Source organism: Devosia sp. 2618 (assembly GCF_040546815.1).
Classification (GTDB): Bacteria; Pseudomonadota; Alphaproteobacteria; order Rhizobiales; family Devosiaceae; genus Devosia.
Genome location: NZ_JBEPOO010000001.1, coordinates 1,510,013 through 1,523,647, shown reverse-complemented (window position 1 = coordinate 1,523,647; position 13,635 = coordinate 1,510,013). Strand labels below are relative to the sequence as shown.

The window sequence follows — 13,635 nt, the reverse complement described above, 5'->3', positions numbered from 1 at the left end:
CTCACAACCTCCTAAAATTCCCCCACTAGACAACCCTCTCGGCTCCGGGCACACCAGCATTTACACCCTCATTTTCCGAGTCCTCCGTGTCATCCCCCGCTTCCGCCCGCGTCGAATCCGCCAGCCTCACAGGTATGGTTCTCGGCATCGGTGCCTATTCCCTGTTCTCCGCCCATGACGCCATGATCAAGGGCGTGATCATGGCCCTGCCCGCACCACAGATTCTGTTCGTGCGCGGCGTGGTCGTCATCGTGCTCTGCCTCGCCATCGGCCGCACCGGCATTATCGTCGATCTGTGGCGATCGAAAAACCGGACGCTGATCCTTGGGCGCGGGCTCATGACGCTGGCCGCCTGGGTGATGTATTACAGCTCCGGCCGCGAGCTGCAGTTGGCCGAAATGACGACGCTCTACTACGTGGCGCCGGTGATGACGACGGTGCTGGCCGTCATCTTCCTCAAGGAGCAGCTGACCCTCGCGCGCATCGGCGGCGCGGCCATCGGCTTTTTCGGCATTGTCGTGGCGGCAAATCCCACCGGGTTCACCATTGGCTGGCCGGTGATCATGGTCCTGAGCGCCGCCCTGTTCTGGGCCATCTCGATGATCCTGATGCGCACCATTTCCAAGAGCGACCGCACCATCGTGCAGGTCTTTGCGCAAAACCTGATCCACGTCGTGGTGATGGGCGGTTTCGCACTGCCATTCTGGCAGGGCATGGGCGTTCGGGAAGTCGTGCTCTGCGTCGCGGCAGGTCTCGTGGGCGGTATCGCCCAATTCATGCTGGTCGAAGCGGCGCGCTCAGTGCCCGCCAGCGTTTTGGGCACCGTCGAATATGGCGCGCTGATCTGGAGCTTTGTGTTCGGCTATCTGTTCTGGGGTGAGATGCCGGTCACCACCGTCTATATCGGTGCGTTCCTCGTCGTCGCCGCCGGCCTGACGCTCGCCTTGAGCGAGCATCGGAACCGGCGGGAAATCATCGACGCGCCCTAGTTGCGCCGACTGTGCTTGACGATCTCGATGCTGTGCGTGCGGATCTTCTTGCGCAGCGTATTGCGGTTGAGACCCAACAGGTCCGCCGCCTTGATCTGATTGCCGCCACAGGCATTGAGCGCCATGGCGATCAGTGGCGCTTCCACCCGGTCGATGACGCGCTGGTAGAGCCCCGCCGGCGGCAGGTTGGGCTCATATTCGCGCAGCAGCTGCCCGACATGGGTTTCCACGGCCATCGACACATCCACCGGACCGCTGGCGCCATTCGATGACGGGCGTTCGGTGATATTGAGCTCGTTCTGCACGATCTCGGCCGAAATGCTTTCATCGGCATAGAGCGCTGACAGACGCCGAACCAGGTTCTCCAGCTCGCGCACGTTGCCCGGCCAGGAGTAGTTCTGCATCAGCCGGATGGCTTCGGGCGAGATCGACTTGACCGGCTCGCCTTCGCGCTGCGCTGCCTTGAGGAAGTGCGTCGCCAGATCACCGACGTCGTCGACGCGCTCACGCAGGGGTGGCAGGCGGATCGGCACGACGTTGAGGCGGTAGTAGAGATCCTCGCGGAACAAACCCTGCCGGATCATCTGGCTGAGGTCCCGGTGCGTCGCGGCGACAATGCGCACATTGGTCTTGATCGAGGATCGCCCCCCAACCATCGTATATTCGCCTTCCTGCAACACGCGCAGCAGGCGGGTCTGGGCATCCATCGGCATGTCGCCGATTTCATCGAGGAACAGCGTGCCACCCTCTGCCTGCTCGAAGCGGCCCGACGACCGCGTATTGGCGCCGGTAAAGGCCCCCTTCTCATGCCCGAACAGCTCGGCCTCGATCAGGTCGCGCGGAATGGCGGCCATGTTGATGGCAACGAACGGCCCATTGCGGCGCTTGCCGAAGTCATGCAGCGCGCGCGCCACCAGTTCCTTGCCGGTGCCGCTCTCGCCGGTGATCATCACCGTAAGGTCGGTCTGCATCAGCCGCGCCAGCGCACGATAGATGTCCTGCATGGCGGTGGAACGACCCACTAACGGCATGGTCTCGCCCGGTTCTTCGGCACGCCGGTCCGCCGTGGTCGGCTTCTTCGCATCGGCCAAAGCCCGCGCCACAACTGACAGCACTTCAGTGATATCGAACGGCTTGGGCAGGTATTCGTAGGCACCGACTTCCGACGCCCTGATGGCCGTCATGAAGGTGTTCTGCGCACTCATCACGATCATCGGAAGATCGGGACGGAGCTTTTTGATCTTGGGCATCACTTCGAAGGCATTGCCATCGGGCATTGCCACGTCGGTGATGAGGATGTCGCCTTCCCCACGGCTGACCCAGTTCCACATGGTCGAGATATTGCCCGTCGGGCGCACCTCGTAGCCAGCGCGGGTTAGCGCCTGGTTGAGCACCATGCGGATTGCGGCATCGTCATCGGCGAGCAGGACAACATGGCTCATTGTGCCATTTCCTCTTCAATAGGTGCTTGGAAGGCCCCACTCGCGACGGGGAGGAGAATTCTGAAACGGGTGCGGCCGGGACGGCTATCGCAGTCGATAACGCCGCCATGGTCGCCCACGATCTTGGCCACCAGCGCCAGGCCAAGGCCCGAGCCATTGGTCTTGGTGGTGACGAACGGATCGAACAGGAATGGCAGGATATCGGGCGGAACGCCGGGGCCATTATCCTCAATGACAATCTCGAGCGGCAGCGAGATGCGCTCGGACACACCCATTACGCTGATGCGGATGCCGGGGCGGAAGGCGGTGTATAGCTTGATCTCGGGTTTCTGTGTGCGTTCAAGGGCTTCCGAGGCGTTCTTCACCAAATTTAGGAACACCTGAATGAGTTGGTCACGGTTGCCAAAGACCGGCGGCAGCGACGGATCGTATTCTTCCGAGAAGCCAATGCCGCGCGCTACACCGTTGCGCGCCAACAGCTTTACGCGGTCCAGCACGACGTGAATGTTGATCGGCTCACGCTCCAGCGGACGCTCGTCGCCGAACACTTCCACCCGGTCGATCAGATGGACGATGCGGTCGGTTTCTTCGCGGATCAACCGGGCCAGCGGGATTTCGTCGCTGCTGACCGTCTGTTCCAGCAGCTGAGCCGCCCCACGGATGCCAGATAGCGGGTTCTTGATCTCATGGGCCAGCATCGAGGCGAGGCCCGTCACCGAGCGCGCTGCGCCGCGCGACACCATCTGCCGATCGATCTTGTCGGCCATGGTGCGTTCCTGGATCAACAGGGCCACACGATCGTCGCTATCGGAAAGCGGGCTGGCGAAGACGTCGGCGACACGCTCATCGCCAAAGCGCGACGAGCCGATCCGGACGCGGTATTCGGTCATCGGCGCCTTGCGGATCGCCACGGTTTCAACCAGGCCGATAATGGGCGAGCCGAAGGCAATCAGGTCATCAAGACGCTGCCGGGTCAACACGCTCAGCGAAGCACCAAAGAAAGCCTCGGCGGCGTAGTTTACGAAGATGATCTGGCGGTTGTCGCCACAGATCAGGATCGGCTGCGGCAGGGCCTGCAGCACGGCTGTGGCCGGCACTTGGTCGATGGCGGCGGCAGACGCTTTCGCGCTCATGCGGCGGTCCTTTGTTCGCTGGAAAAGTGCACGGCGATCTGGCGAAGGACGTCGGCAGGAGTGTCGTTGTTGAGGAAGCCATTGCGCGTGGGCTTATCGAGCGCCACGCCCGCCGCTTCCATGTACCAGTCGAGATGCTTGCGCGCGGCCCGCAGGCCAACGGCAACGCCATACTCGATCAGCATGTCTTCGTAGTGCTCGCTGATCAGGGCAACCAGCGCGTCGCCGGTCGGCGCAGTGGGTCCTTGCTCACCATCCAGCCCTGCCCCGATCTGTCCGACCACCCAAGGTTGGCCATGCGCACCACGGCCGAGCATGACCGCAGCGGCGCCGGACTGCGCCAACGCCTTGCGGGCTGTCGCCAGGTCGATGATGTCGCCATTGACCACTACGGGCACATCCACGGCCTCAACGACCGCCCGCACCAGTTCCCAGCGCGCGGTACCCTTGTAGAACTGCTGGCGGGTGCGGCCGTGTACAGTAATCATCTTCACACCGGCATCGACTGCGCGGCGCGCCATGTCGGCGGCATTGAGGCTGTCATCGTCCCAGCCGAGCCGCATCTTGACGGTGACCGGCAGCGGCGTAGCACTGACCACGGCATCGACCAGCGACATGGCAAGGTCAGGCACGCGCATCAGCGCGGAGCCCGAATAGCCATTGGTGACGCGCTTGGCCGGGCAGCCGAAATTGATGTCGATGATATCGGCGCCCGCATCATGGGCAATCTTGGCGCCGCGAGTCATCCATTCGGCTTCGCAGCCGGCCAGTTGCACCATATGCGGCAAAAAGCCCGGCCTGCCCAATTTGCGGGCCATATCCTGATTGCCGACCGCCAATGCATTGCTGGCAATCATCTCGGACACCACCATACCGGCGCCAAAACGCTCCGCCAGCTTGCGGAATGGGCGGTCGGTAATGCCAGCCATCGGCGCCAGAAAGGCGTTATTCTGGACCAAATGGCTACCGATGCTCAACTTGCAGGCAGGGTCGGACACGAATTGCACCAGAAATGGTCAGTTTGATAAATCTGCCCGCACAATAGTCAAAAGCACCGCTGGCGCAACTGCTTATCTGGCCTAAACCACTGTTGGGCAGACCTGCACTTGCCGCATGACCGCACCGGGGCTAGACCACGGAGATATGACGGTTTCAAGTATCGAGTGCCCCTGATCTCCATGTCTAAAAAGTCAATTGCTGTCATCGTCGTCGCCGCCGGTAAAGGTGAGCGCGCCAGCGCCGATGGCTCCCCAGATCCCAAACAGTATCGGCCCATCGGCGGCGTTCCGGTGACCGTGCGGACCATCTCGTCTTTCTTGGACCTCCCCTATGTCGATCTGGTTCTGCCGGTGATCCATGCAGATCATGCCGACCGCTTTGCTGCGCTCAACCTGACAGATGAGCGCATCCTGCCGCCCGTGGTCGGCGGTGCCTCGCGACAGGCATCGGTGCTGGAAGGCCTCAAGGCACTCGCCCCCCGCCAGCCCGACCTCGTGCTGATTCAGGATGCGGCCCGCCCGTTCTCCCGGCCAAACCTTATCGGCGATGTGGTGGCGACGCTGGCGCAAAGTGACGGCGCGATTCCCGCTCTGCCCCTGACCGACACGATCAAGCGCTTCCGCGACGGACAAATCGTCGAGACTGAGGATCGCAGCCAGCTTGTCGCCGCACAGACACCCCAGGGCTTCCGCTTCCAGCGGATTTTCTCAGCCCATATGCGCGCCGCCAATATCCGGCGCGACTTCACCGATGACGCCGAGATCGCCGAATGGGCGGGCCTCAAGGTCATGACGGTCATGGGTGACCCCTACAACTTCAAGATCACTCATCCCGAGGATTTTGCGCGCGCGGAGCGAATTCTGCAGGGAGACGTCTTGATGGAAACGCGCATTGGCACCGGTTACGACGTGCACCCGCTTGAGCCCGGCGATGCCGTCTGGCTGGCTGGCGTGCGGATTCCGCACCATGCCCGCCTCAAGGGGCACTCCGATGCCGACGTTGCGCTGCATGCGCTGACCGACGCTATTCTTGGTGCAATCGGTGAAGGCGACATCGGAACACACTTCCCGCCGACCGATATGCAGTGGCGCGGCGTCGCCTCTACAGTATTTCTCAAGCATGCCGGCGAACTCGTCTCAAAGATCGGCGGCCGAATAGTAAATCTGGACGTGACAATTGTTTGCGAAGCGCCGAGGATCGCTGAACACGTGCCGGCGATGCGTGAAGCCATCGGAGGCGCGTTGGGCGTCGCGACCAATCGGATCGCGATCAAGGCAACGACAAATGAGAAGCTCGGGTTCATCGGGCGGGAGGAAGGCATCGTGGCAATGGCGAGCGCGAGCATCGAAATTCCGAGGGTCGATTAATGGCACCAAAAACTGTCACGGCCCCTGATCCAGCCAAACAGATCATCGACATCCTCACCGAGCGGAAACAGACCATCGTGACCGCCGAAAGCTGCACGGGCGGCCTGATCGCCTCGGCGCCGACCGACGTGCCGGGCGCATCTGCGGCCGTCTATGGTGGTTATGTCACCTACGCCAACTCGGCCAAGTCCCGCATGATCCATGTGCAGGCCCGCCTGATCCGCGATTATGGTGCGGTCTCCAATCAGGTTGCCCGCGCCATGGCAGACGGCGCCCGCAACACGGCCCGCGCCGACTTTGCCGTCGCCGTCACCGGCATTGCCGGTCCTGACGGTGGCAGCGAGAAAAAGCCCGTGGGTCTGGTCTATGTGGCGGTCTCGACCGAGCTGGCCACCGTCGTCATCGAACACAAGTTCGGCGATCTCGGCCGCGAAGAAGTCCGCAAAGCCAGCGTCAACGCGGCGCTCGATCTCGTGTTGCAGGTCCTGACCAGCGACAAGAGCTGAGGCCCGCGCCACGCCCTCGTGGTTCGAGGGTCGCTACGCTCCCACCTCACCATGAGGGCTACTTGTGGTGGGGTGTTCTATTTTATTTGAAGCGCTTAAGTAGCCCTCATGGTGAGGTGCGAGTTCTTACGAGCCTCGAACCACGAGGGCGTGCGCCCCAGCCGCCTACTCCCCAAACCGGCTATCGGCCTCGTCGCAGAACGCCCGCATGATCTCTTCCTGCTTGGCGGCAAAGGCCGGCTCGGCAACCGCAGCGATGAACGGGTTGGAAATCTTGAAATCCACTTCGAAGCGCACGCGCGTGCCCATGCCTTCGCCTTCAAAGCTCCAGACGCTGTCGAGATAGGCAAATGGTCCATCGACGGCCTTGGCCCGGATGGTCAGCGCCTGATGGTCGAGCGTGACGCGGCTGGTATAAGCCTGCGTTACCGGTCCAAAAAACAGCGTCATCTTGGCCAGCTTGATGTCCGCATCGCCCGCTGCGGGATCGGCGCGCACTTCCATGGCCTTCACATTGGGCAGGAAGCGCGGATAGTCCGCCAGGTCCGAGACAATCTCGAACATGCGCTGCGGCATATGCGGCACATGCCGCTCGAAGAAGCGTTTCATCGGTTTTAGGCTCTTAATGCTCGGGAGGCCTCATGGTGAGCTTGTCGAACCACGAGGCCGGGAAACGTAATCTTGCCACGACCTCGTCCTTCGACAAGCTCAGGATGAGGTCTACGGGAAGAGCCGGTTTTGTCTACAAGTATCAATGCCCGAGCTTGGCCATGCGCGCAGCCTTGAGCGCAGCGAAGTCTTCGCCGGCATGATGCGACGACCGTGTCAGCGGGCTCGACGACACCAGCGAAAAGCCCTTGGCCGTTGCGACGGTCGCAAACGACTTGAACTCGTCGGGCGTCACGAAACGCTGCAACGGATAGTGCTTCTTGGTCGGCTGCAGGTACTGGCCGATGGTCAGGAAATCCACATCCGCCGAGCGCAGGTCATCCATCAACTGCAGCACTTCGTTCCGCTCTTCGCCGAGGCCAACCATGATGCCGGACTTGGTGAACATGGTGGGGTCAAGTTCCTTGACCTTCTGCAGCAGACGGATCGAGTGGAAGTAGCGCGCGCCGGGACGCACCTTGAGGTACTTGGACGGCACGGTTTCGAGATTATGGTTGAACACGTCCGGCTTGGCCGCCACCACGATCTCCAAAGCGCCCTCCTTGCGCAGGAAGTCCGGCGTCAGGATCTCGATGGTGGTCTTGGGATTGCGGGCACGGATGGCGAGGATCACGTCAGCGAAATGCTGCGCGCCGCCGTCGGCCAGATCGTCGCGGTCCACCGAGGTGATAACCACGTGCTCAAGGCCGAGCTTCTGGACGGCGCTGGCGACCTTTTCGGGCTCGCTGGCATCCAGCGGTCCGGGCATGCCGGTGCGCACGTTGCAGAACGCGCAGGCGCGTGTGCAGATCTCGCCCATGATCATCATGGTCGCGTGCTTCTTGGACCAGCACTCCCCGATATTGGGGCAGCCGGCCTCCTCACACACCGTCACCAGACCATGCTCACGCACGATCTGCTGGGTTTCCTTGTAGATCGGCGATCCCGGTGCCTTGACCCGGATCCAGTCTGGCTTGCGCAGCACAACACTATCAGGCCGATTGGCCTTTTCCGGGTGGCGCGGCTTGAGCGCCGAATTATCAATGAGCGTAACCAATTTTGGTCCTGACTGGGCAGTAAGCCCGTTATATCGCTCCCAAAGACGGCCGGTTCAACCCGGCCTTTTTGACTATCGCGCGATAACGCGCGCAACCACGATCACAGCTACCGCCCCGATCGTTGCTGTTATGATCTGGCTGATCAGTTCATTGTCGATTGGCAGCACCACGCCGAGCGAGGACAGCAGCCAGCCGCCGACGAACGATCCGATCACGCCAACGATCAAATTGCGCAGGATGCCCCCGCCCCCAAGGACGAAGCCTGCCAGCGTCCCGGCCGCGAGGCCGATGGCCAGAAAGATCAGCAGTTCGTGTGTTTCGATACTCATTGCAGTACCTCCGCGATCTCAACCCATTCGCCACTCCGCGACGCAGACAGAATAGTCGCCTGCACCAGGGCCAGGGAATAGAGATTATCTTCGCCCGAGCTGAAACGCGCCGGCACAGCACCGGTCTCGACCACCTTGGCGACGGCCGCGAGCGTCCCGACCCGGTCGGTGAATTCCACCGGCGCCAGTTCCTGCGGCTCGGCGGCGCCATCGAGCGCCTGCAGGCTCAACCGGTCTGGACCGGATTTGCCCATGAAATGATCGCGCGAAGTCCAGGTGATCTGCCCTTCCGAGCAATCCATCACCCATTCCCCCGCCCAAGGGGTAACCGGACCGCTACTCATCCAGCTGCCGCGATAGGACACGATGGTGCCCTTCTCGAACTCGAGCGTTGCTACGCCAATCGGGTTGTGCCCGAAGGGGCTGGCCGGTGAATTCCAGGTCCGGCACGACACGCGCTTGGGATTGTCGCCAAGCACCATGCGCATCAGATCGAAATGGTGGATCGACATGTCGGCCAGCAGTGGATCGGGCATATCCCAATAGCGATAGCCCTGCGTCGGCGCATGGCGACGGAAGTCGATCGACACGAGGTTGACCGGGCCAAAGCGCTGCGCGCCGACCAGCTCAGCCGCCAGGATCGGCGCCGGCTGAAAACGATAGTTCTGGCTGACCATCAATACGCGGCCATTTTCCTTGGCCAGCGCCACCAATTCCTTGGCCTGCGCAATGGTCGTGGCAAACGGCTTTTCGACGATGACGCTCAGGCCCAGTTCAAGGCAGCGTTTGACGACGGGATAGTGCGCTTCGGTGCGAAGCGTGCAGATCGCGAGCTGCGCATCGGTGCCTTTGACGGCGTCTTCAAGGTTGAGGAAGCACAGCGCCTGCTCGACGCCCAGTTCATCCTGAACGCGCTTGACGGCCTCGGGGTTGGAATCGACATAGCCCACCATCTCGATGTTGGGAACTCTGGGGATAACTTCCTTGGTCCAGCTGAATCCCCAGTGTCCTAGCCCGATCTGAATTGCTTTGACCATGTGGATAACTCCTTGAAAACCTGTGCGGTGCGTGTGGATAAACGCGCGCTACATGTTCAGCGCGCGTCCGTATGCATCCAGAACGCTTTCCTTCATGGTTTCGCTCAAGGTCGGGTGCGGGAAAATCGTGTGAATCAGCTCTTCCTCGGTCGTTTCGAGGTTCATGGCGATCACAAATCCCTGAATGAGTTCCGTGACTTCCGCGCCGACCATGTGTGCACCGAGCAATTCGCCGGTCTTGGCATCAAAGATCGTCTTGACCAGACCGTCGGGTTCGCCGAGCGCGATTGCCTTCCCGTTGCCGATGAACGGGAAGCGGCCCACCTTGATCTCGCGATCGGCTTCCTTGGCCTTGGCTTCGGTCAGGCCGACGCTGGCCACCTGTGGCTCGCAATAGGTGCAACCGGGCACCTTGGACTTGTCGAGCCCATGCACCTTGAGGCCGGCGATCTTTTCGACGGTGATGACCGCCTCATGCTCGGCCTTGTGCGCCAGCATTGGCGGACCGGCGACGTCGCCGATGGCCCAGATGCCGTCCACATTGGTCTTGCCGTAAGCATCGATGACAATCGCGCCGCGATCGATCTTGACGCCAACCGTCTCAAGGCCAAGGCCTTCGGTATTGCACTGCACACCAACCGCCGAGATCAGCTTGTCGCCCGAAATCTGCTGCTTGGAGCCGTCCTTAAGTTCGACATGGGCGGTGACGCCGTCCTTGGTCTTTTCGACCTTGGCGACCTTCGCATCGGTCAGGATCTTGATGCCGCGCTTTTCGAGGCGCTTGCGCGCCAGACCGGCAATCTCGGCGTCTTCCACAGGCATGATCTGCGGCAGCAGCTCGATGATGGTCACTTCAGCGCCCATGGAGCGGTAGAAGGACGCAAACTCCACGCCAATCGCGCCCGAACCCATCACCACCAGCGACTTGGGCATGGCGGCAGGCTTCATGGCTTCGAAATAGGTCCAGATCTTGTCGCCATCGGGCTCGATGCCGGGCAGCACGCGGGGGCGCGCGCCGGTAGCGATGATGATGTTCTTGGCCTTGTAAGTCCCCTCGCCCAGCGCATTTTTGGGCACTGGACCCTGCGGCTGAACGATCGCCTTCTTGGTCGGCGCAACCTTGACTTCACCTGGCTTGGTGATGACGGCTTCGCCCCAGATGATGTCGATCTTGTTCTTCTTCATGAGGAACTGAACGCCATTGTTCATCTGCGCCGCGATGGCGCGCGAGCGCTTCACCACGCCGTCGATATCGACGCCGAACTTTTCGACCGTCAGGCCGTAATCCTTGGCATGGCTCATATGGCCGTAGATTTCTGCCGAGCGCAGCAGCGCCTTGGTCGGAATACAGCCCCAGTTCGAGCAGATGCCAGCCATATGCTCGCGCTCGATGATGCCCACCTTCATGCCCAGCTGGGCACCACGGATAGCGGCAACATAGCCGCCGGGGCCAGCGCCGATGACGAGAAGGTCGTATTGGTCAGCCATGATTTATTCCTTCACCATCAAAAGCCAGTCCGAACCATGTTGGGGTGTGCCGGGAAATGGCACCATGGGGCGGCTCGTTGTCACCAGGAAGCCCCGGCTCTCATATAGTCGCCGGGCGCCATCATTGGCGTCCTCGACGATCAGTGCTTGTCCTTTGGCCCGCGTCTCGCGAGCCTGAAATTCGGCGTGGTCGAGCAGGACCGAGCCCACTCCCTTGCCGCGCCAGGCCTTGTGAACGCCCAGCATCGAGATGAACCAACGGCCGTTGGTCTCTTCTTCGAGCTCCAAAATCGGCCGCATCGGCGCAAAGGTGTCATCGGGCACCGTCTGGCGCTCGTCTGCCTTGCGGTAACCCAGCAGCATACCGACCACTTCGCCGTCGGCTTCCGCGATACTCGCGTTCCGCCAGCTAAACTCGGTGTCGTCACGCAGCATTTCCATCCGGCCCACTTCAAGCGGGTCGTAGGTTTCGGCGGCCTGCTTGTCGTGTGCCCAGGCTCGGGCGACGCCACCATGCACGGCGATGTTGACGAGCAACGCGATCTCCGCGGCGTCGGATTTGACGGCCGGTCTGATCGAATAGCCGTTACTCACAGGCCGAGCACCTTCTTGACCACTGGCGCAATGCCCTCGCCGATGGCGCTTGTATTGGCAGCGTCGAGATGGATACCGTCGATGGGGCTGGCCTTGGCGACCGTCGCCGCATCAAAGAACCCAGTCGACCAGTCGGTTGCCTGACGCAGATAGTGTTTCGCAAACAGCTTTGACTCGCCGATCATGTGATAGAGCCCGCCGAAATGGTCGGACACGTCCACATTGTCGGTCTCGCAGGCATGCGGCGGCGCCACCAGCAGAACCTGTGGCACCGGTGTCCCGAGCCCAAAGAACTGGCCGCGCGTGATCTGGGTCAGGCGGCGCATGCCGTAGGACGCCCAGAGTGCGGAGCCGCAAATCGTTGGCTTCAGGTCATTGGTGCCGAGCATGATGATGACCAGATCGAGCGGTTCGTGGCTGGACAGCAACGTTGGCAAAATTCGGCCGCCATTGCGGTCGGCAGCGGTCGTGAAATCATCATAGACCGTCGTGCGACCGCCCAGGCCTTCAGCCACCACGCGAACATCGCCACCAAGCGCCCTTTCCAGGGTGCTTGGCCAGCGGTCCTCATAGGCATGACGCGGCCCGTCTTTGACGGGATTGGCGCCGAAGGTCAGGCTGTCGCCAAAGGCGAGAATGGTTTTCATGCAAACAGCCCCTTAGGCCAGCATCATCACCGGGTTTTCGATCAGGCCCTTAAACACACCGAGCACTTCAGCGCCTAGGGCACCGTCAACTGCCCGGTGATCGCAGGACAGCGTCACCGTCATGAAGTTGGCGATCTTGACTTGACCAGCGTCTGCATAGACGCGCTCTTCACCCACACCAACGGCGAGGATCGTGCCATGTGGCGGGTTGATCACGGCCGAGAAGCTCTTGATGCCGAACATGCCCAGGTTGGACACGGACGACGCGCCACCCTGATATTCATGTGGCGCGAGCTTCTTGGATTTGGCGCGACCAGCCAGATCCTTGACCTCTTCGGAGATTTCGCGAAGCGTCTTGGTATCGCAGGACTTGACCACAGGCGTGAACAGGCCACCGGGAACGGCGACCGCAACCGCGACGTCCGAGCGCTTGTGGTAGAGGATCGAGTCCCCTGCCCACGTGGCGTTCGCTGCAGGCACGCGCTGCAATGCCACGGCCCAGGCCTTCATGACGAAGTCATTGACCGAGAGCTTGTAGGCGGGCTTGCCATCCTTGGACTTTGGCGCCTGCGCGTTGATCTGCTCGCGCGCCGCCAGCAGCGCATCGATCTTGCAATCGAGCGTCAGATAGAAGTGCGGCACGGTCTGCTTGGACTCGGTCAGGCGAGCCGCCACGACCTTGCGCATGCCATCGTTTGGCACGAGCTCGTAGGAGCCTTCTGGGTAAAGCGCCAGAACCTGAGCCTTGGTCATGCCAGTTGGTGCAGCGCCGCCAGCGGCAGGTGCAGCAGCCGAAGCGGATGCCTTGAGTGGGGTCTTGCCCGACTTGGCCGCCTCAACGTCCGACTGGACGACGCGGCCCTTTGGACCGGAGCCAGGGATCGCCGACACATCAATGCCAGCTTCCTTGGCCAGACGGCGGGCGAGTGGCGAGGCGAAGACCTTGCCTGTCGCGGCGGCGTTGCCGTTCGCAGCAGCCTTCGGCGTCTCTGCCATCACTTTGGATGCCAGCTGCTCAAAGTTGGCGCGTGCGCTGTCTGGCTTGGTTGAGGCCGAAGCGGCCGGGCCATCATTTGCTGGTGCCTTGGCAGCTTCCGCGGCCTTGGGAGCTTCAGCCTTGGGCGCAGCAGCAGCCGCAGCCGCATCGAGGCTTTCGCCATCCTGCAGCAGCACGGCGATGACGGCGTTGACCTTCACGCCTTCAGTGCCTTCGGCGACCATGATCTTGCCGATCTTGCCCTCGTCCACGGCCTCGACTTCCATCGTGGCCTTGTCGGTTTCGATCTCGGCAATCACGTCACCGGAAGAGACGCTGTCGCCTTCCTTGACGTGCCATTTGGCGAGCTTGCCCTCTTCCATCGTCGGAGAGAGCGCCGGCATTGTGATATCAATTGGCAT

The 13,635-nt window shown here is 61.7% G+C and carries 14 protein-coding genes; 3 read left to right on the top strand and 11 right to left on the bottom strand.

Annotation, left to right across the window (positions count from 1 at the left end; genetic code table 11):
* The first annotated feature begins 86 nt into the window (after nt 1-86).
* Nucleotides 87-989, top strand: coding sequence for a DMT family transporter (locus ABIE28_RS07575; RefSeq protein WP_354061595.1), 903 nt, complete (start codon nt 87-89; stop codon nt 987-989).
* On the opposite strand, the gene ntrC is transcribed toward ABIE28_RS07575, so the two are convergent.
* Genes ntrC through dusB form a run of 3 tightly spaced genes read right to left on the bottom strand, consistent with a single transcriptional unit; the run spans nt 986 to nt 4,562 of the window.
* On the bottom strand, nt 986-2,431 hold the full coding sequence (gene ntrC, locus ABIE28_RS07570) for a nitrogen regulation protein NR(I) (protein ID WP_354061594.1): 1,446 nt from the start codon (nt 2,429-2,431) through the stop codon (nt 986-988). The genes ABIE28_RS07575 and ntrC overlap by 4 nt on opposite strands.
* The gene (locus tag ABIE28_RS07565) at nt 2,428-3,564 is read right to left on the bottom strand and encodes a two-component system sensor histidine kinase NtrB (protein WP_354061592.1); all 1,137 of its coding nucleotides are present in this window, start codon (nt 3,562-3,564) and stop codon (nt 2,428-2,430) included. Before ABIE28_RS07565 ends, ntrC begins: the two co-directional genes overlap by 4 nt.
* Complete coding sequence (gene dusB / locus ABIE28_RS07560) at nt 3,561-4,562, bottom strand: tRNA dihydrouridine synthase DusB (protein ID WP_354061590.1); 1,002 nt, start codon at nt 4,560-4,562, stop codon at nt 3,561-3,563. Before dusB ends, ABIE28_RS07565 begins: the two co-directional genes overlap by 4 nt.
* Before the next feature lie 180 nt (nt 4,563-4,742).
* On the opposite strand from dusB, the gene ABIE28_RS07555 reads away from it, so the two are divergent.
* On the top strand, nt 4,743-5,930 hold the full coding sequence (locus ABIE28_RS07555) for a bifunctional 2-C-methyl-D-erythritol 4-phosphate cytidylyltransferase/2-C-methyl-D-erythritol 2,4-cyclodiphosphate synthase (RefSeq protein ID WP_354061588.1): 1,188 nt from the start codon (nt 4,743-4,745) through the stop codon (nt 5,928-5,930).
* Entirely contained in the window at nt 5,930-6,436 is a 507-nt protein-coding gene (locus tag ABIE28_RS07550; protein ID WP_354061586.1) for a CinA family protein, read from the top strand. Before ABIE28_RS07555 ends, ABIE28_RS07550 begins: the two co-directional genes overlap by 1 nt.
* A 165-nt stretch (nt 6,437-6,601) precedes the next feature.
* Here ABIE28_RS07550 and ABIE28_RS07545 read toward each other — a convergent pair whose 3' ends face one another.
* From ABIE28_RS07545 to ABIE28_RS07510, 8 genes are all read right to left on the bottom strand, one after another.
* Nucleotides 6,602-7,045, bottom strand: a complete 444-nt coding sequence (locus ABIE28_RS07545) for a type II toxin-antitoxin system RatA family toxin (protein ID WP_354061584.1) — start codon at nt 7,043-7,045, stop codon at nt 6,602-6,604.
* A 142-nt stretch (nt 7,046-7,187) separates the two neighbouring features.
* The gene (lipA, locus tag ABIE28_RS07540) at nt 7,188-8,141 is read right to left on the bottom strand and encodes a lipoyl synthase (RefSeq protein WP_354061582.1); all 954 of its coding nucleotides are present in this window, start codon (nt 8,139-8,141) and stop codon (nt 7,188-7,190) included.
* A gap of 72 nt (nt 8,142-8,213) precedes the next feature.
* Nucleotides 8,214-8,471, bottom strand: coding sequence for a GlsB/YeaQ/YmgE family stress response membrane protein (locus ABIE28_RS07535; RefSeq protein ID WP_354061580.1), 258 nt, complete (start codon nt 8,469-8,471; stop codon nt 8,214-8,216).
* Complete coding sequence (locus ABIE28_RS07530; RefSeq protein ID WP_354061578.1) at nt 8,468-9,508, bottom strand: Gfo/Idh/MocA family protein; 1,041 nt, start codon at nt 9,506-9,508, stop codon at nt 8,468-8,470. Before ABIE28_RS07530 ends, ABIE28_RS07535 begins: the two co-directional genes overlap by 4 nt.
* A 48-nt stretch (nt 9,509-9,556) precedes the next feature.
* The gene (lpdA, locus tag ABIE28_RS07525; RefSeq protein ID WP_354061576.1) at nt 9,557-10,996 is read right to left on the bottom strand and encodes a dihydrolipoyl dehydrogenase; all 1,440 of its coding nucleotides are present in this window, start codon (nt 10,994-10,996) and stop codon (nt 9,557-9,559) included.
* Between the two features lie 3 nt (nt 10,997-10,999).
* Nucleotides 11,000-11,590, bottom strand: coding sequence for a GNAT family N-acetyltransferase (locus ABIE28_RS07520; protein ID WP_354061574.1), 591 nt, complete (start codon nt 11,588-11,590; stop codon nt 11,000-11,002).
* The gene (locus ABIE28_RS07515) at nt 11,587-12,237 is read right to left on the bottom strand and encodes an SGNH/GDSL hydrolase family protein (protein ID WP_354061573.1); all 651 of its coding nucleotides are present in this window, start codon (nt 12,235-12,237) and stop codon (nt 11,587-11,589) included. Before ABIE28_RS07515 ends, ABIE28_RS07520 begins: the two co-directional genes overlap by 4 nt.
* Nucleotides 12,238-12,249: 12 nt before the next feature.
* Entirely contained in the window at nt 12,250-13,635 is a 1,386-nt protein-coding gene (locus ABIE28_RS07510; protein WP_354061571.1) for a pyruvate dehydrogenase complex dihydrolipoamide acetyltransferase, read from the bottom strand.